18 protein-coding genes and 1 riboswitch are annotated in these 17,129 nt (G+C 47.3%); of the genes, 3 read left to right on the forward strand and 15 right to left on the reverse strand.

The features are described 5' to 3' along the window. Positions 1-11 precede the first annotated feature (11 nt). From ACTRXH_RS05690 to ACTRXH_RS05740, 11 genes are all read right to left on the reverse strand, one after another. Positions 12-1,091: a Gfo/Idh/MocA family protein gene (locus tag ACTRXH_RS05690; protein ID WP_474261039.1), complete on the reverse strand. Its 1,080-nt coding sequence runs from the start codon at positions 1,089-1,091 to the stop codon at positions 12-14. 71 nt (positions 1,092-1,162) lie between these two features. Continuing rightward, positions 1,163-1,981 carry a sugar phosphate isomerase/epimerase family protein gene (locus ACTRXH_RS05695; RefSeq protein WP_474281148.1) on the reverse strand — a complete coding sequence of 273 codons (819 nt, stop codon included), beginning with the start codon at positions 1,979-1,981 and terminating at the stop codon, positions 1,163-1,165. Continuing rightward, positions 1,981-3,165, reverse strand: a complete 1,185-nt coding sequence (locus ACTRXH_RS05700; RefSeq protein WP_474281150.1) for a dihydrodipicolinate synthase family protein — start codon at positions 3,163-3,165, stop codon at positions 1,981-1,983. The genes ACTRXH_RS05695 and ACTRXH_RS05700 overlap by 1 nt, the downstream gene beginning before the upstream one ends. A 13-nt stretch (positions 3,166-3,178) precedes the next feature. After that, positions 3,179-4,330 carry a Gfo/Idh/MocA family protein gene (locus tag ACTRXH_RS05705; protein ID WP_474261036.1) on the reverse strand — a complete coding sequence of 384 codons (1,152 nt, stop codon included), beginning with the start codon at positions 4,328-4,330 and terminating at the stop codon, positions 3,179-3,181. A gap of 109 nt (positions 4,331-4,439) precedes the next feature. Then, on the reverse strand, positions 4,440-5,273 hold the full coding sequence (locus ACTRXH_RS05710) for a helix-turn-helix domain-containing protein (protein ID WP_474281152.1): 834 nt from the start codon (positions 5,271-5,273) through the stop codon (positions 4,440-4,442). A 329-nt stretch (positions 5,274-5,602) separates the two neighbouring features. After that, complete coding sequence (locus tag ACTRXH_RS05715) at positions 5,603-6,871, reverse strand: TRAP transporter large permease (protein WP_474261034.1); 1,269 nt, start codon at positions 6,869-6,871, stop codon at positions 5,603-5,605. Then, a complete protein-coding gene (locus ACTRXH_RS05720; RefSeq protein ID WP_474261033.1) occupies positions 6,868-7,383 on the reverse strand; it encodes a TRAP transporter small permease in 516 nt (171 codons plus the stop codon). Before ACTRXH_RS05720 ends, ACTRXH_RS05715 begins: the two co-directional genes overlap by 4 nt. A gap of 70 nt (positions 7,384-7,453) precedes the next feature. After that, on the reverse strand, positions 7,454-8,512 hold the full coding sequence (locus ACTRXH_RS05725) for a TRAP transporter substrate-binding protein (RefSeq protein ID WP_474281154.1): 1,059 nt from the start codon (positions 8,510-8,512) through the stop codon (positions 7,454-7,456). Between the two features lie 199 nt (positions 8,513-8,711). Continuing rightward, on the reverse strand, positions 8,712-9,086 hold the full coding sequence (locus ACTRXH_RS05730; RefSeq protein WP_462867147.1) for a PH domain-containing protein: 375 nt from the start codon (positions 9,084-9,086) through the stop codon (positions 8,712-8,714). Between the two features lie 60 nt (positions 9,087-9,146). Beyond that, a complete protein-coding gene (locus tag ACTRXH_RS05735; protein ID WP_474281278.1) occupies positions 9,147-10,364 on the reverse strand; it encodes an ABC transporter permease in 1,218 nt (405 codons plus the stop codon). After that, the gene (locus tag ACTRXH_RS05740) at positions 10,357-11,253 is read right to left on the reverse strand and encodes an ABC transporter ATP-binding protein (protein ID WP_474281156.1); all 897 of its coding nucleotides are present in this window, start codon (positions 11,251-11,253) and stop codon (positions 10,357-10,359) included. Before ACTRXH_RS05740 ends, ACTRXH_RS05735 begins: the two co-directional genes overlap by 8 nt. A 255-nt stretch (positions 11,254-11,508) precedes the next feature. Between ACTRXH_RS05740 and ACTRXH_RS05745 the strand changes: the two genes are divergently transcribed. Continuing rightward, positions 11,509-12,696 carry an MFS transporter gene (locus tag ACTRXH_RS05745; RefSeq protein WP_474261029.1) on the forward strand — a complete coding sequence of 396 codons (1,188 nt, stop codon included), beginning with the start codon at positions 11,509-11,511 and terminating at the stop codon, positions 12,694-12,696. Between the two features lie 36 nt (positions 12,697-12,732). Here ACTRXH_RS05745 and ACTRXH_RS05750 read toward each other — a convergent pair whose 3' ends face one another. Together ACTRXH_RS05750 and crcB are read right to left on the reverse strand one after the other, a co-directional pair. After that, positions 12,733-13,083, reverse strand: a complete 351-nt coding sequence (locus ACTRXH_RS05750) for a fluoride efflux transporter FluC (RefSeq protein ID WP_474281158.1) — start codon at positions 13,081-13,083, stop codon at positions 12,733-12,735. After that, a complete protein-coding gene (gene crcB / locus ACTRXH_RS05755; protein ID WP_474281160.1) occupies positions 13,083-13,457 on the reverse strand; it encodes a fluoride efflux transporter CrcB in 375 nt (124 codons plus the stop codon). Before crcB ends, ACTRXH_RS05750 begins: the two co-directional genes overlap by 1 nt. Before the next feature lie 51 nt (positions 13,458-13,508). Beyond that, a riboswitch (Fluoride riboswitch) is annotated at positions 13,509-13,572 on the reverse strand. Positions 13,573-13,652: 80 nt separating this feature from the next. Between crcB and ACTRXH_RS05760 the strand changes: the two genes are divergently transcribed. Together ACTRXH_RS05760 and ACTRXH_RS05765 are read left to right on the forward strand one after the other, a co-directional pair. Further along, positions 13,653-13,934, forward strand: a complete 282-nt coding sequence (locus tag ACTRXH_RS05760; RefSeq protein WP_474261026.1) for a hypothetical protein — start codon at positions 13,653-13,655, stop codon at positions 13,932-13,934. 19 nt (positions 13,935-13,953) lie between these two features. Next, positions 13,954-14,316 carry a DoxX family protein gene (locus ACTRXH_RS05765; protein WP_474281162.1) on the forward strand — a complete coding sequence of 121 codons (363 nt, stop codon included), beginning with the start codon at positions 13,954-13,956 and terminating at the stop codon, positions 14,314-14,316. A 49-nt stretch (positions 14,317-14,365) separates the two neighbouring features. Here the strand turns inward: ACTRXH_RS05765 and ACTRXH_RS05770 are convergent, their stop codons facing one another. After that, the gene (locus ACTRXH_RS05770) at positions 14,366-14,974 is read right to left on the reverse strand and encodes a VanZ family protein (protein ID WP_474261023.1); all 609 of its coding nucleotides are present in this window, start codon (positions 14,972-14,974) and stop codon (positions 14,366-14,368) included. A gap of 123 nt (positions 14,975-15,097) precedes the next feature. Then, positions 15,098-17,086: a penicillin-binding transpeptidase domain-containing protein gene (locus tag ACTRXH_RS05775; RefSeq protein ID WP_474281164.1), complete on the reverse strand. Its 1,989-nt coding sequence runs from the start codon at positions 17,084-17,086 to the stop codon at positions 15,098-15,100. Positions 17,087-17,129: the final 43 nt, after the last annotated feature.

Here is a 17,129-nt window from a genome sequence, read left to right on the forward strand (position 1 = left end):
CCACTCTCCTGCTACCGCTTAATCTGTACTGCCTGCTTTTGTGCCTTCAGGCTTAGCTCCGCCGCTTTAAACGCATGTTCCTGCGGCATGGCTGTAGCTGTTCCGCGCACAACGTCCTTTGCCAGCCGGAAAAAGTAAGGAAATCCCACTTTTCCTTCTACATCGTATTTTCTTTCACCGCCCTGATTAACCAGGTACAGCCGCTCGCCACGCGAGCTGTCTGTAAGGTCCACGTATTTTCTGAGCTCTATATACCCTTCTGTGCCCAGAATAATTGTCCGTCCATCCCCCCAGTTGCTCAGGCCGTCCGGGGTAAACCAGTCCACTCGAAAATAGTGTACCGCTCCGTTATCTCCCCGGAAATGGGCGTCGCCGTAATCCTCAAATTCCGGATGCTCCGGGTGCGCCATATTCGCTGCTGTACTGCTGAGCACCTCTGCGTCACGGGCACCGCTAAACCAGAGAAACTGTTCAATTTGGTGGCTCCCAATGTCGCATACAATGCCTCCGGTCGGCTCTTTCTGAAAAAACCATTCCGGGCGTGAATTTATATTCAACCGGTGCGGCCCAGTGCCAAGTACCTGAATGACTTTCCCGATCGCCCCACTTTCAATCAGCTGTTCGGCAAAGCCGGCGCATTCCACCTGCAGCCGTTCGCTGTAAAAAACGGCCCAGTTTAGCCCTGTGGCTTTCGTTTTCTCCTCCGCCTGCTGCAGCTGTTCGAGGGTCGTAAACGGGGCCTTAGCGGAAAAGTAATGTTTGCCGTGATCCATCACCTTGAGGCCAAACGGTCCTCTTTCTGCAGGAATGGCGGCGCTTGCCACCAGATGCACCTCCCCGTCCTCCAGAATCTGTGAAAGTGATTCTGCAATTTTGACTTCCGGAAAACTCTGTTGAAATACACGTACCTTTTCCGGGTCATTGTCCCAGACCCATTTGATTTCCGCACCAGCGCTTTTCATTCCATGGCACATGGCATAAATATGACCGTGCTCAAGACCAGCAGCGGCCATCGTCAACGCTCCTTCTTCCACAGCACTCTCTTCGTGGTGCATCGGCTCAAAATTCGTGTGTTCAGACGGCTTCGACATTAAAATATCTCTCCTTCTACGCTGTAACATACGACAATAGCGGCAAGCCTTACGGCCCCGCTATTATCGGTTTAAACATAGATATGATAAGCTTCTTTCATCTGCTTTAAGGTTTGCTCCCCGGGCTGGTCCCAGATGGCCTGATTAATAATTTCCACTTCTATCGGTCCATTGTAGCCCTGTTTTTCAACCGCCTTGCGGATGCGCGGAATATCAATGACGCCTTCCCCCATCATACTGCGGCCCTTGAACATATCCGGCAGTGGCACACTCCAGTCCGACACGTGAAAGCCCAAAATAGTTTCACCGGCGCGTTCAATTTCACCGTACAAAAATGGATCCCACCAGACGTGGAATACGTCTACGACGACGCCAAGATGGCTGCTGCCCACCTGCCGTTGCAGCTGATGGGCCTCGCCAAGGGTAGTAATTACCGAACGGTCTGCCGCATACATAGGATGGAGCGGTTCAATACCAAGCTTTACCCCGTACTGCTCTGCAACTGGAAGGACTGCTTCAATTCCTTCGCGCACCCATTCCCTGCTCTGGATAAGATCTTTATCCGGAGAGGGCCCGCATACGAGAACCAATACGTCAGTTCCGAGTTCGGCAGCCTCTTCCACCGCCCGTTTATTGTCATCGATGCGCCGACTGCGTTCTTCCTTATCAGCGGCTGGAAACATTCCACCCCGGCAAACGCTTGAGACCTGCAGGCCATTGGCGTCGATAATTTTTTTACTTTCCTTTAAGCCTATTTCCTGTATTTTGTGCCGCCATACGGAAATCCAGGGGATGTCCTGACTGGCGCATCCTTCGGCGGCCTCCTTCAGCGACCAGTTTTCCGTAGTGATCTGATTCAGGCTTAGACGATTCATATCAGGAGATGCCATTATTTATAAACCTCCTTTGCCTGAAGCCCGGCAAGCTCAAGTACCGGCTTCATGCGTGCTGCAGCAAGCTCCGGATCCCGGAAGACCCTGGCTTCGTCGGCCAGGCGGAATAATTCGCTGAAATGAAACACGGAGCGGGCACTTTCAGCACCGGCAATCATACGGAAGTGCGGCTGATGGCCATTCAAATAAGCCAGGAACACCACGCCGGTTTTATACGCAAATGTCGGGTGCTGAAAAATGTGACGGGCAAGCGGAACAGTCGGATCCATAATTTCGTGATATTTCTTCATATTACCTGCATCGAGTTCCTTCAGTGCAGACGCTGCTGCCGGTGCGATCGCATCAAAAATACCAAGCAGCGCATGGCTGTATCCCTGCTCGTCTCCTTCAATCAGACTCGGATAATTAAAGTCATCACCAGTATACATTCTAACGCTTTCCGGCAGCCTCCGACGCATCTCGATTTCTTTTTGATCATCCAGAAGCGAAATTTTGATGCCTTCGATTTTGTCTGCATGCGTATGAAGCACACGCAAGCACACTTCCATTGCTTCATCGACATTGTCTGAGCCCCAGTAGCCAGCAAGATTCGGATCAAACATATCTCCGAGCCAGTGCAATATTACCGGTTCCTTTACCTGCCCCAGAATTTTACCGTAGACGTATTCATAATCCTCTGCTGACGAGGCCGCTCTGGCAAGAGCCCGGCTGGCCATCATAATAATTTTGCTTCCGGCCTGCTCCACAAAGGAGCACTGCTCTTCGTATGCTTTCACCACGTCGTCAATGGTAACATCCGGCCCGGGCTCCAGATGATCGGTTCCGGCTCCGCTGGCCATGTTCCCGCCCACACTCTTAGCTTCCCGGACCGAGCGGGTGATCAGTTCTTTAGCGTCTTCCCAGACCAGACCCATGCCCCTTTGAGCGGTGTCCATCGCTTCTGCCACCGATAGACCGAGAGACCAAAGGTAATGGCGGTATTCCATCGTTTTATCCCAGTCAATTGCAGGATGGCGGACCGGATCGCTGCTTCCAAACGGATCCGCTGTTACGTGCACGGCGGAGTAAGCTACTCTGGAAGTGAATTCGTTTTTCGAAGGAGCCGGCAGCGCTTCTGTCTGCCTCAATTCATACCGATACGTACTACCGTCTGCCTTCGGTAAATAAATATAGTTAGTCATCAGCTGCGCCTCCTTATATATTCAGCTCCGGTACATCCAGCCAGCGTCGCTCTTGAGATGACTGCAGGCCAAGATCGGCCAGCTGCATCCCTTTCGCTCCTTCAAGAAGATCCCACGGGAAAGCTTCGTCCTGATGAACGTGCTTTAAAAACATTTCCCACTGGATTTTAAACGCATTTTCAAACAGCTGGTTGTCCGGTACTTCTTCCCACTGATTCTGAAAATCGATCGTGTTTTCAAGGTCAGGATTCCATACAGGCTTTGGTGTATTCACCCGGTGCTGGGTCTTACAGTTTCTAAGACCGGCTACAGCGCTGCCTTCGGTCCCATCCACCTGAATTGTCAGCAGGTCATCACGGTCGACCCGCACTGCCCACGAGGAGTTGATTTGAGCTGTGATGCCGCCTTCAAGCTCCATCGTTGCATAGGCAGCGTCATCCGCCGTTGCTTTATACGTATTACCTTCCTCATCCACACGCTCCGGAATATGCGTTTTAACCGAAGCAGAAACCGATTGTACCGAGCCGAATAATTCATCAAGCACGTAGCGCCAGTGCGGGAACATGTCTACTACGATACCGCCGTCTTCTTCTTTTTTATAGTTCCAGGACGGGCGCTGGGACTCCTGCCAGCCGCCTTCAAATACCCAGTAGCCGAACTCCATGCGGACCGAGAGTATTTCCCCGAAAAATCCGGAATCGATCAGCCTTTTCAGCTTCAATACGCCCGGCAGAAAGAGCTTGTCCTGCACGACCCCGTTTTTAACTCCTGCTTCTTTAGCCAGACGAGCCAATTCAAGTGCACCTTCCATCGAAGTGGCTGTCGGTTTTTCACAGTAAATGTGTTTGCCGGCCTCAATCGCCCGTTTAATGCCTTCAGCACGTCTGGAAGTCGTCTGCGAATCAAAGTAAATAACATTATGTTCGTCTGCAAGTGCTTCATCCAGGCTGGTCGTCCATCGTGCAATACCATGCTCTTCCGCAAGCGCTTTCAATTTTTCTTCGTTTCTGCCTACTAAAATAGGGTCCGGCATGATGTATTCACCCTTATCAATCTCGACGCCTCCCTGTGCGCGGATAGCTGCAATCGAGCGGATAAGGTGCTGCCTCGTCCCCATTCTTCCGGTTACCCCGTTCATAATAATCCCAATAGTATGTTCTGCCATCTTGATCCTGCTCCTCTCTTAACTGATTACTACCCAGTCTAGAGAGAAATGTATGCGCTGTCTTATTAGTTGCAGACGTTCATTCTCAGATTCGGAAATGATTTAATCTTTATGAAGAAGTGTTTTTGCGATTTTTTTGTGTCGCCCTATACATATTCGGCGGGACGCCAACATGTTTTTTGAATAAACGATAGAACGTGGATAACGATTCGAACCCTACTTCAAAGCAGATTGATACTATGTCTTTATCGCTTTCCACAAGCAGCTGTTTGACCAGTCCGAGGCGGACCTCGGTCAAATACTGCATTGGTGTCCGTTCGTAGTACTCTTTGAAAATTGTCTGCATATACCGCTTACTCATTCCCATACGTAAAGCTATATCTTCCGCGCTTTCAATATCATAATAACGAGTCTCAATATATTGTCGAAGACGATCAACCCTCAGTTTATTCGTATCCCCCGGCCCATCTTCCTGATTGGAGCGGGCAAGCGTGCATAGGAGTTCAGCAATATGGATTTTAAGCGCCATCTTCCATAGCTGATCGCCGTGCGACTGCTCGTAAAGCATTTTTCGCATAATCTGCCGGAGCTCACTGCTGTCAATAGCGCTGAAGGACTGCACGCGGGCCTTCCCAAAAACGCTTGGAATCAGCTGCATACGCACGTCCTGGCTGAGTCCCCCGGCATCGAATTCGAGCACTAGCACTGTCATATGTGAATCCGCCCGGATAGAATGTTTTATACGCGGAGGAATAATAAGAAAGGAATCTGCTGTAATATCATATACCTCTCCATCCAGTTCACAAGCGCCATCACCATCGAGTACGTATAAAAGTTGATATGTTTCATGAGCATGAGTAGCGACCGTGTCTTTTTCTTTGTGCTTACTTTCATATAATGAAATTACTGCGTCTTTGTTTCCATTTTGCACACTTATCCCCATCCTATAAATTAATTAAGGAATAACATTTTACCTATATACTTTTTATCATATCACAACGATTCCAAGCTTGACCCTTTCATTCTTTCACAGTTTAAGCTTTAACTATTTAATTTACTTATTTTACACTAATAATTGAATTATGCATTTTCAAAACAAAAAACTTACTTGTATTAAAATTTTATAAAATCCGATTTTAATTATTTTAGAAAGAATTCACAAAGTTTTATCGTTTAAATAGCGCTCAATTTTAAGCATAAAAATACACCCTCACTGCTATAGTCAATCTAGCAGCCAGGGTGTAAAGATTACTTTTATTTTTGACTTTATACTCAATCGTATATAAGTGAAGGTAAATATGTCGACATTCCTGGCGTGAAGGTAATTACAAGCAACGCTATTATCATTACTATAATAAAAGGAAAAGTTCCATTTATAACAGTAGTAAGCGGCGTTTTTCCTACTCCAGCTGCCACGAATAAATTTAACCCAAAAGGTGGCGTAAGCATGCCGATCGCCAAATTAACGATCATTATGATACCAAAGTGAACGGGGTCTACTCCCAATTCCATTACTATCGGAAGGAAAAGTGGAGCCATTATAAGCACAGCTGCACTTGGGTCCATAAACATACCTACAATTAACAACACAGCAATAATAATTAACATAAGCATGATAGGATTTGAAGCAAAATTAAGTGCTTGGCTTGCAATTTGGTTAGGAATTTGTTCTATTGTCAGATACCAGCTGAAAACTTGGGCGCTTGCTATTACCAGCATTACCATTGAAGCAGTAATAACCGAACGTCTTGTAACCTGAAACAAAACGCGGATATTAAGTTCTCTGTATACAAAAAATCCTATAGCCATACTGTATACAATTGCCACTGCAGCTGCTTCGGTGGGGGTGAAAACTCCAAAGTATATGCCCCCGAGTACAATGATAGGCATGATTAGTCCCCAGAAAGCATCTATCGAAGCTTTTGCCACTTCTTTAAATGGAGCACGAGCATCTGGCACATGACCTTGATATTTAGCTATGATAAAGCTTACAATAATTAACACAAATCCAATGAATATCCCGGGTATAACCCCAGCAATAAATAATTCACTAATCGATACTTCTGCTATCACTCCATATACAAGAAGCGTAATACTTGGAGGTATGATAATACCAAGTGAGCCTGCTGCACAAATCAATCCAACTGCAAATTTAGTAGAATAATTTGCTTCTTTTAGAGAAGGAATCATAATCCCGCCTACCGCAGCCACCGTAGCTGGACTGGAGCCGGAAAGAGCAGCAAAAAACATCGAAGAAATCACGCCCGCAATAGGCAGTCCCCCAGTGGTCCAACCTACAATCTTTCTGGCCATATTGATGAGCCGTTTCGAGGTTCCTCCAGAGAGCATTAAATCGCCGGCAAAGATAAAGAAAGGAATCGCCATTAGAGTAAATGAATCTAGACCAGCAAACATATTACGGGCCACATTATCAAGGGATCCCCCAGAATCAATAATGGCATAAATGCTTGTTAAACCCAGCGCAGCTGCAATCGGCGTGCTGAGAAGCAGAAGAACTACAAAGAGAATAATCCCGATCATTTCGCGTCCTCCTGCCTCTGTTCGACATTTGTCCATCCCTTATGCAAGCGCTTGCCATCCCACCATATGTTTTGAGAGAATCTAATAATCATCAAAGAAGCTCCGACCGGGATTGCTAAGTAAGGAATGTACATGGGAATCTGCAGTGCCGGAGTGTAATTCGAAAATTGTATTACATTTTGTATTGTTTGCACACCTGAAATTAAAATTAATACACAAAAAACTATAGCCATTAGTGAAGCTGCGATTTCTAAAATTTTTTTAGCACGGAAAGGGACATAAGAAGTCAATACATCTACTTTAGCATGCGCTCTTTCACGAACAGCCATGCTGCTTCCCACAAAAATAAACCAAATGATTAAATACCTGGCCATTTCCTCCGACCACATAATTGAATAATTAAACACATAACGCATTACTACTTGAATAAAAATAAGAGCAGTTGCTATTAAAAGTGAGAAGAAACCAAAATATTCTTCTAAATGGTTAAGAGCCTTGTTAATTTTATTCATGAATCGCCCACCCTCACACATGACTTCAATACGATTATGAAGGAGAGACAGATCTCTCCTTCACTTTTTATTATTCTTCGACAGCATCCAATATTTCTTCGCCGCCTTCTACGGTTTCTACGTATTCATCATAAACGCCTTCGCTGGCTTCAATGAATTCTTCTTTTTCTGATTCTGTTAATTCTGAAATTTCAATGTCCGCTTCTTCCAGCGTTTGGCTATATTCTTCCTCCAGCTTTTCTGACTGTTCCCACTGCCATTCGGTAGTTTCTTGAGCTACTTCTTCTACTGTCTTCTGTAAATCTTCAGGTAACTCCTGAAAATATTGCTCGCTGATTACAAGTGGATAACTCATGTAACCATGCGAACTATAAGTCATGTAATCCTGCACTTCATAAAATTTTTGCGAAACGATATTTGATAACGGATTTTCCTGTCCATCCACTGTGCCCTGCTGTAAAGCTGGGTATAATTCAGAAAAGTCTACCGAAGTACCACCGGCTCCCCAGGCTTCAAACTGCGATTCTAAGAGGGGACTCTGAGAAACCCTCATAGACAGCCCGTCCATATCATCCAAACTTTCAATTGGACGCCTTGAATTCGTGAAGTGTTTGAATCCACCATCCCAGTATCCAAGAGCCCTTAAATCTGCTTCCTTCAGAGATTCGTTTAGTTTATCTGCTAACTCTCCGTTCACTTGAGCTTTCGCATCATCCCTATCTGAAAATAAGTACGGTAAATCAAATACTTGAAATTCTGGAGCAAAGGAAGGCAAAACTCCTGTGAATGGTGCGTTCATCTGTAAAGTACCTGATTGCATCTGCTCAATTATTTCCCGGTCGCTTCCGAGCTGGGAATCTGGATGAATTTCTACTGCCATCCGTCCATCAGTTTCTTCTTCAAGCAATTCGCCGAAATGCTCAGCAGCCTCGCCCTTCGCCGTAGATGGACTAACCACGTGTGCAAATTCAATTACATATTCTGCATCTTCACTGGAAGAATTCTCATTTTCATTTCCCTCACTTCCACTATTACCGTTGTCACCACTGCTTTCTTCACTGCTTAAGCCACAACCTCCTGCCACCAGCACTGTACTTAACACAATTGAACTCATCCACCACTTTTTCATTTTTTTGCCCCCCCCTATTTATATCCCGATTCAATTTAAACTTTATTTCTTGTATTCACCATAATCGAAGCGCTTACATTTTTCTTCTCAATTCAAGTTTTTTATTCTCATTTTCAGAATAAGAAAGATTAGAATAACTCTTCACAATTATATTTAAAATAAAAGTTCCAGAGAGCTTTATCCACTCCCTGGAACTTTTCTACAGCACGTACTTACTCAGTGCACGCTGGACATCGAAAATATTATCATCGTTTCGAAAGGTCTTGGCTACGGGCTCTGCAGTGCTGCCCACCCATATTTTTAATTCACTGTCCAAATCAAACGTGCCGGCAGTTTCTACGCTGTAGTGGGTGATGCTCCGGTAAGGAACCGTGTGGTATTCCACCTTTTTCCCGGTGACTCCCTGCTTGTCGATCATAATCAGACGTTTGTTTGTAAATACCATTAAATCCCGATACAGTTTAAAAGCACTTTCTACCTGTTCGCCTGCCGTTAACCATTCCCGAAGTTCTTCCTCTACCTTTTTTGAATCCGCTTCAGAGGCGTTTCCCATCAGTGCATCAAACAATCCCATAGTACGATCGTCTCCTTTTCCAGTATGCATAAGATGAATAGATGCTGCACCTTTAGTGTATCACTTTCTGCGGGCAAGTTCCCGTGCCTGCCTGACCCTTCTGCTAAATGAATCGCCGCTGTAAACGAGGACACTTCCACGGTAAAGACGAACGCTGAACCAGGCCGCCGCTGCCACCAGAGCAAGAGTGAGGCCGATGCTCAGGCCCATCTGCCACCACGGAACGTCTAACGCATTCGTTCTCACAAACATTGTAAACGGAGTGAAAAAAGGAATGAAGGAACTCGCAGTCACGAAAATATTCCCCGGAGCAGCGAGTCCGAAGTTTGACAGAACAAATGCCCCTACGAGCAGGAATGTCAGCGGCTGACTGAAGTTCTGGACTTCTTCCGTTTTGGCTGCCATCGACCCGACCATTGCGTACAGCGTTCCGTAAAGGACGATGCCAAGAAGCAGGAACACGACGGCATATATCCATGTGGAAACAGCGGCTCCGCCAGCCGAGCTGATAAGCGAAGTGATATCATCGAGCCCGGCCGCGTTCACATAAATCACGGCTGTTACCGCCACGAGAGCCATTTGGAAAAGCCAGATGGCTGATACTCCGAATGCCCGGCCGAACAAATGCTGAACCGGCGACGCACTCGAAATAAGAATTTCCATCACGCGCTGCTCTTTATCCTTGGCAATCTGCATAGCGATCATAATTCCGCACATCAGCGAATAAATATAAATGATAAAAACAACCGCGTAGGACAGAAGATTAAACCCTTCTCCGGAGGAAGACCCCCCGCTCCCCTCTGTGCTTTCTGCAATCTGCACAGGTGCGGTAATATTTTGGACCTCTTCCCCTGTGATACCGAGTTCTTCTGCGTATTGAGAGACATGCGCCTGCTGAATTCCGGCGGAAAGGGCGCGAGCAGTGTCCCCCGTCTCTTCATCGGTATACAAATTTCCATTATATCCGTTTCCGCTGTTTTCAAAGATCAGGTAGCCATCTGTTTCCCCGTTTTCCCATGCATTTTCTGCCTGCGCTTCCTGTTCATAAGGCAGAAGCTCTATACCAGCCGCTTCCCCCGGAACCTGAAGAGAGTCACTGTCATTGACGACAGCCAGGCTGCTGATATCAGCTTCCCCGTCTCCAAAAAAGTCGATAATTCTGGGCAGACTCAGGGCAATAAGCACAACAAAGAGCATAACCGCCGTTGATACAATAAATGATTTGGCGCCTGCCCGTACCCGGAATGTATGAGCAAAGATTCTCCACGTATTACGCATCGCTTTCACCTATTTTCTCTTTGAAAATCTCTTCGAGCGACGGGGGCTCCATCCGGAAGATGCGTACGTCTCCATATGTAAAAAGCTGCTGTAGAATATCCTGGGATCTTGCTTTTGAGTCCGTATAAATGTGCATTTTTTCCCCGGCGGCACGCACCTCCCGGACCCCTTCCCACATCCTGACCTCTTCCAGCGGGCAGGAAGCTTCAGCGACAATCCGGTTATGATCCATGCGTTCCTTGATTTCCCCGAGGTGTCCGCTCAAAACATCTCTGCCTTTTTTAAGCATAACGAGCTTGTCGCAGATCTCTTCCACGTGCTCCATGCGATGACTCGAAAAAATGATAGTTACTCCGTCCCGGCGCAGGTTCTGAATGGCTTCCTTTAAGATATCTGTATTCACCGGATCGAGCCCGCTGAACGGTTCATCAAGGATAAGAAAATCTGGGCGGTGGACGAGTGCAGCGATCAGTTGAATTTTTTGCTGATTGCCCTTCGAGAGCGTGTTTAATTTCTGTTTCTTTTCCTTTTCAAGCTCAAACACTTCGAGCCAGTATGCCATCGAAGTCTTTGCTTCCTTCTTATTCATGTTTTTCAGGCCAGCCAGAAACTGCAGCTGCTGCTCCACCTGTTCTTCCGCAAACAACCCCCGCTCTTCCGGCAGGTAGCCGACCTGCTCAAGCGGCAGATGATGGACTTTTTTGCCATTCCATTCCATTGTTCCGTCTGTACGCTCCATCAGACCGAGCAGCATACGGAACGTAGTCGTTTTTCCAGCTCCGTTCTGACCAATCAAACCGAGACTTTCTCCGGGCTGAATGGAAAAAGAAAGCTCATCAACAGCCTGCTTTTCTAAAAACCGCTTCGATAAATGATTTACTTCAAGCATATACGACCTCCTCCGGGGTATGAAAACTTCTCTTCCATGATAAACAATATAACATCCATTTTATACCACAAATTCCCAAATAATCTTTTTCGAAGACAGACCCTCGCATTAAAAGGTTCGACAAAAAAAGCCTGTTCCCTTGTCCCTGTTTATTGAAATTAAAGGTAAGCGCTTATCTTTCAGATGGAATTGGTTTATGATGGAAGCAGCTGTTTTTTACGCAAATGATTGATTTTTTACATAAGGATGATACCTATGACCATTACAAAGCGCGATCACGCGCTGTTTTTAACTGCGGTTTTTTGTTTCTGGTTCGCGACCTATGTATACGTACCGGTATTTAGCCTGTATTTGGAAAACAGCAATTTCACCTACACGGCTATCGGTATTATTCTCGGTGCCTACGGGGCAACGCAGGTGCTGTTACGCTATCCACTCGGCATTCTTTCTGATGCTCTAAAGGGGCTGTTGAAAAAACTGCTGATTGTTGGATTTGTCAGCGGATTCGTCAGCGGCGTGCTACTCGTCTTATCTGATTCTTTTGCAGCAGTTTTTACCGCCCGGCTGCTTGCCGGGGTGACCGCCTCGATGTGGGTAATGGCGACAATTATGTATTCCCGTTACTTTTCTCCTGACCAGTCTTCGAGAGCGATGGGCATCCTGCAGCTTTTAACGGTTTTCACCCAGTTTATCAGCATGATGTTCAGCGGGTACCTGGCTGATTTATTCGGGTTTACAGCGCTGTTCTGGATTGCTGCAGTTTTTTCTCTTATCGGCATTGGATTTACGCTGTTCACAAAAGAAATTCCGGTACAAAGCAAAACCGGGCCGTTGAAAATTCGTTCTTTAATCAGCCGTACTCTTCGTCTGCATGACCTGCGCTGGATTACGTGCGCGAGCTTTATCGGTCATTCTATTATTTTCATGACCATTTTCGGCTTCACCCCGCTGTATGCTTCTTCGATAGGCGCTACCGAGCGGACGCTGGTTATTATTTTTATCGCCTTTTTTGTTCCACACCTTTTAGCTTCTCTGTTTTTATCTTTTTACACCGTGTCGGTCCGTATGCACAAGCCGCTCCTTTACGGCTCCTTTCTCACAGGGGCAGCAGCGCTTGTGTGGATGCCGTCGACCGCGTCTTTATGGGAGCTTAGCATGAACCAGGCAGTGCTTGGACTCGCCCTTGGAATTGTGCTTCCCCTGCTTTTGGGAATGGTTGTCCAGGTGAGCCCCGGTCCGCTGAAAGCGAGCGCGATGGGATTCTACCAGTCGTTTTACGCTGCCGGAATTCTGCTCGGTCCGGTTGTCGCAGGCTCTGTCGCCGAACAGCTCTCCCTTTCGAGTGTTTTTTATTTCGGGGCACTGCTTGCACTCGCTGGGCTTTTCATTACCCGATTGATCCGTTTTCATGTTCAGACAGACGGGGAAGGTTCCCCGGAATGAATAAAAAGCCGTTTCCTGCCCGGGAAACGGTTTTTTTCACCCTAAGAAATACCCGGCCACCGCCGCCAAAATCCCCAGCGCATAGCTTCCAACTCCGTACAATAAAGCATTTCTTCCTTCGCCCGCTTCTATTTTTTGAATGATTTCCATATTAAAGGTGGAAAACGTCGTAAAGGCGCCTAAAAAACCGATGCCAATGCCCGCTGTTTCTGTAATCCCGGCTTCACGGGCAACGATCAGGCCGAGAACAAACGACCCCGATACGTTCACAAACATCGTGCCAAATGGGACTACCCGGTGCCACCCGTTTTCTTTGGACCATGAAACTAGAGCGGCGCGGGCAGCCGCTCCAAAAGCTCCTCCAAGAGCGACAAGCAGCCATGTCATCAGCTTTTCCTCCTTCCTGCGCGGTAACCAATACCTGCAGTTACAAGTCCGCCTGCGGCACTGACCAAAACGTAAATTCCTGCTGCAAGCAACGCATCGTTTTCGATTAACTGAATGGTTTCCACACTGAACGTCGAAAAGGTGGTAAAAGCACCAATAACCCCCGTACCTACTACAGCCTCCCACATAGACGGCCATGCTTTCTGCTGTATAATTCTTGAGGTAAACCATCCAAGTAAAAAGCAGCCGGTAATGTTTGCAGCCATTGTTCCCCACGGAAATACACCGGGAGCCGCTGCAAACAACCGGTCTACAAGGTAACGCAGCAGGCTGCCAACAGCCCCGCCAACGGCCATCCATACGTACAGTCTCATCTCTTTTCCCCCTTATTAACGCAAAAAATCCTGTCTGCGCACGTATCCCGTGGACAGACAGGAGTCATCAGCCCTTTTCAGAGCGGTTTCGGCGAACTCCATCGCCATCATTTCTGCACCAGTATACCATAATCTTACACTCAGGATTGATATTTTTATGAACAGGGAAAACAAAAATCAGGGGGCGTGGTCGCTATGTTTATTGTTTTTCAGTTTATTTTAGTTTTTCCTTTTCTGCTGCTGCTGTTCGTTGCTCTGATGATCGGTTTGAAAGAAGACATCCGTACCTTAACCTTTACCAGGCAGCAGGTAGAAGAAGACACCTCCGGCATCATGTTCGTCTTCCATGCATTCGAAAAAAGGGTATACGAATGGACAAACTCCCTATCCCCTCTCTGGCAGAACATTGTCCGCCGTCTCGTTTTTCTCGTCCTCGCTCTTCTTTGTGCAGGGTGCATCTATCTCATTTTATTTTAATACAGAAAGGATACTTATCATGAAACGATGGCTTCTTGCAGCAATTCTTCTTCCTGCCGGCATTCTGCATTTTACCTCACCGGAAAAATTCGAACGTATTCTGCCGCCAAAAGCCCCCTGGAGAAGGGCCGTAGTATATGGATCCGGAGCAGCAGAACTAGTTTTAGGCACAGCTTTTACAGTGCGGAAATGGAGTAAATACGCCGGCAGACCAGCAGCCATCTTTTTTATACTTATTTTTCCGGCTAATGTGTATATGGCTGTCAACAAGATTCCTCTGCGTCCAAACGGCAGAGCCTATCCGCTTTTATACTGGCTGCGTCTTCCTTTGCAGCTGCCGTTGGTTCAATGGGCACTTGCATGCAGCAGAAATGAACGCTGATATAAAGAAGAAGCCACCGTCTCCCAAAAGAAGAACGGCGGCTTTTCGTTTACAGTTTTTTAGCCGTCGCCGAGCGGTCCCTCGGAGCAATGGCAGGTGGGAGTATCGGTTTGTTCTGCTTTCTTCGCATACGCCGGTAATACTTAAATATGGCGTAGCCTATCATCGCACCGATCGTATTCAAGATGATCGAATCAATATCAGCCACTCTCGTCGGGTAACCGATAATTAAGTTAATGCCAAACTCCATCAGCTGTATGGAAAAGGATAAAAGCGTACCAATGGCAAAAGCCCAGATAAAGTGAATGTCATCACTGATCAGTATGCCAAAAAAGATTGGCAGCAGCAGGTACAGCAAAATCTGCCCTCCTATTACCCCTAACCATGTGCCTTCCTGAAACGACTCTACAATCGTATAGAATGGTAGAAACTGATAATATTCCCCCAGCTGAAGGCCGGGGCCGAGCGTTCCTTCATAAGGTGCCGGAATCAATGTAAAACGAACAATCGTTGCCAGGTAGATCATAAATACCGCAGCCAGAATTTTTCTTCCTATCGGGTCATGGCTGCGCCGGAACCAGAAAAACAAAAATGTTATTACAATCAAAATCAAACCAATGGTGATCCATAAAAACGGATCAATAAACAGTCCTGTCATTCTTTCACTCCCCTCGTCTGACGTACAAAGAAATCCTTTTTATCCAATACCCGTAATTCGTCTGATATATGAGAAAACAACTAAATTTTTTCTTTGCATATCCATGACAATTCGGTGAACCGATTATTCTTCAAACAGCGGCTTGGTCTGCTCTACCACATATTCACTGCCGCCACGGGCCTCAACGTTTTGAATCATCGAAGTAATTAATAAGTCCTCCTCTTCATTATCGTACGCCACAAACCAGCCGTTTTCCGTTCCTTCCTCTTCACCGGCCTGCTTCAGCTCCGCCGTGCCGGTTTTGCCTGAAATCGAAATATTTTCATTCACAGGCTCATACGCAGAGCCACGATCATCCTCCACGACGCCTTCAAGCCCTTCCTGAATCGTTGAAATGCCGCTTTCAGGTACAACGTTTTCCTCCCAGACTTCCCGCTCAGAAGAAGCGAGCAGCTGCGGGGCAAGCATGTCTCCCTCGTTCGTAAAGGCTGTAAATGCCGAAGCCAGATGAACCGGAGACATCTGCATCTGCCCCTGGCCGTAGCCGGTGTCAGCAAGCAGCACTTCAGAATCGAGACCGTCCGAAGCAATCGTCGACTCCCCTATTGGAAAATCATATGGAATCTCCTGATTAAAACCGAACCCTTCCAAACCAGTGGTGAAATCTTCTGCTCCAGTATTCAACGCTGTGCGCGCAAAATAAATATTATCCGACGTAATTAACGCCTCGCGCAGGTTCACCTCACTCAATGCATCGTCCACCCGGGTCACTGAATAGCCGCCCCAGGAGCTGTCAGGCTGCCATTCAAGGCCTTCGATTGTCATTTCTTCATCCGGGGTAATAGCTTCATTACTCAGACCAACCGAAGCGGTAATAGGCTTCACCGTTGAACCAGGAGCGTACGTGCTGTTGAATTTAGCAGCACGCGGACGGTTCTCGCTGTCATTGAAATCATTCAGCTCATCTTCCGGCCAGCCGTAAATGTAATTGTTTGGGTTGTAGGAAGGGGCGCTGACCAGTGCCAGCGTATCGCCGTTCTGCGGATTTAGTGCTGCCGTAGCTCCCACATCCTCCTCTATCTGCTCGTAGGCACGCTCCTGCAGCGACGTATCGATGGTCGTCTCCACATCTTCCCCGGCGACCGCTTCTTCCTCTGCAATCACGTCGTCCTCCGAAGTAGAGATCAGCATGCCCGGCTCACCGCGCAGCCGGTCTTCATACACATATTCAAGCCCGGCCTTGCCAATTTCGGACGACTGTGTATACGTGCCGCCCCGTTCTTCAAGCTCTTCTCCTGAGATATTTCCAGTATAGCCTGTTAAATGAGCAGCGGCCTCCTGTTCCGGATAATACCGCTGGTTTCCGACTTCAGAAAGCTGGACCCCTGGAAGATCCTCCACTGCTGACGCTGCTTCTTCATCATCAGGAGAGAGGGTCTTTACCGGCACCGAGCTCTCGTCTGAAACCCAGTCCTGCTCGAGCGCCCCGGTAATATCCTCTTCCGGCATATCCAGTTCTTCTGCAATAGTGGAAATGGTATCATCCTGCTCTTCTCCCATACTGCCAGGCACCAGACTTACTCTGGTCGTTTCCACATTCGTTGCAAGCGGATCACCGCCTTCCGCCAGAATTTCTCCGCGTTCCGGCTCCGTCCGTTCTACATTTACCGTTTCTTCCCATCCCAGTTCTTCAAATATGTACGAAGGAGACCAGTCCAGCTGCCATTCCTCTCCGTCGTCCTCTGTCTCTTCAAGCACCCAGGAAGCTTCCTTTTCAAAGGCAACATCGCCTGCACTCGTCGTCATGCTTACGGAGAAAGGGAGCGTTGTTTCTTCTTCCCCCTCAGCGTCTTCACCGGCCTCGCCGTTCTGAATATTCAGTTCTTCAGCATTTGTATCCTCGTAAATTGTTTCGTGCCGGTTAATAAACGTTTCCTCGTCAATCTGCTCGCGAGCCTCTGAGCTTAAATACCCGTACATTTCTTCGAAATTTTGGTTGTTCCATGCGTCTGTAAATTCCTGCATTTTGTCCTCCGCACTCTCGCGGTTATTGCAGGCACTGAGCCCTCCAAGGAGGACTATAGCGCCCGCTGCTGCAGCCGTCTTTTTCATCTTTCCCCTCCGTTCTCCGTTTCTACAGCCATATTTTAACATA

It is taken from the genome of Marinococcus sp. LNHM5E3-2.1, from assembly GCF_056034365.1.

Bases quoted from the DNA above. Each gene is read 5' to 3' on its own strand.
- ACTRXH_RS05700 (WP_474281150.1), bottom strand. From the start codon at position 3,165: ATGACTAACTATATTTATTTACCGAAGGCAGACGGTAGTACGTATCGG.
- ACTRXH_RS05745 (WP_474261029.1), top strand. From the start codon at position 11,509: ATGACCATTACAAAGCGCGATCACGCGCTGTTTTTAACTGCGGTTTTT.
- ACTRXH_RS05705 (WP_474261036.1), bottom strand. From the start codon at position 4,330: ATGGCAGAACATACTATTGGGATTATTATGAACGGGGTAACCGGAAGA.
- ACTRXH_RS05735 (WP_474281278.1), bottom strand. From the start codon at position 10,364: ATGCGTAATACGTGGAGAATCTTTGCTCATACATTCCGGGTACGGGCA.
- ACTRXH_RS05695 (WP_474281148.1), bottom strand. From the start codon at position 1,981: ATGGCATCTCCTGATATGAATCGTCTAAGCCTGAATCAGATCACTACG.
- ACTRXH_RS05730 (WP_462867147.1), bottom strand. From the start codon at position 9,086: ATGGGATTGTTTGATGCACTGATGGGAAACGCCTCTGAAGCGGATTCA.
- ACTRXH_RS05775 (WP_474281164.1), bottom strand. From the start codon at position 17,086: ATGAAAAAGACGGCTGCAGCAGCGGGCGCTATAGTCCTCCTTGGAGGG.
- ACTRXH_RS05690 (WP_474261039.1), bottom strand. From the start codon at position 1,091: ATGTCGAAGCCGTCTGAACACACGAATTTTGAGCCGATGCACCACGAA.
- ACTRXH_RS05760 (WP_474261026.1), top strand. From the start codon at position 13,653: ATGTTTATTGTTTTTCAGTTTATTTTAGTTTTTCCTTTTCTGCTGCTG.
- ACTRXH_RS05715 (WP_474261034.1), bottom strand. From the start codon at position 6,871: ATGATCGGGATTATTCTCTTTGTAGTTCTTCTGCTTCTCAGCACGCCG.
- ACTRXH_RS05770 (WP_474261023.1), bottom strand. From the start codon at position 14,974: ATGACAGGACTGTTTATTGATCCGTTTTTATGGATCACCATTGGTTTG.
- ACTRXH_RS05725 (WP_474281154.1), bottom strand. From the start codon at position 8,512: ATGAAAAAGTGGTGGATGAGTTCAATTGTGTTAAGTACAGTGCTGGTG.
- ACTRXH_RS05750 (WP_474281158.1), bottom strand. From the start codon at position 13,083: ATGACATGGCTGCTTGTCGCTCTTGGAGGAGCTTTTGGAGCGGCTGCC.
- ACTRXH_RS05765 (WP_474281162.1), top strand. From the start codon at position 13,954: ATGAAACGATGGCTTCTTGCAGCAATTCTTCTTCCTGCCGGCATTCTG.
- crcB (WP_474281160.1), bottom strand. From the start codon at position 13,457: ATGAGACTGTACGTATGGATGGCCGTTGGCGGGGCTGTTGGCAGCCTG.
- ACTRXH_RS05710 (WP_474281152.1), bottom strand. From the start codon at position 5,273: ATGGGGATAAGTGTGCAAAATGGAAACAAAGACGCAGTAATTTCATTA.
- ACTRXH_RS05740 (WP_474281156.1), bottom strand. From the start codon at position 11,253: ATGCTTGAAGTAAATCATTTATCGAAGCGGTTTTTAGAAAAGCAGGCT.
- ACTRXH_RS05720 (WP_474261033.1), bottom strand. From the start codon at position 7,383: ATGAATAAAATTAACAAGGCTCTTAACCATTTAGAAGAATATTTTGGT.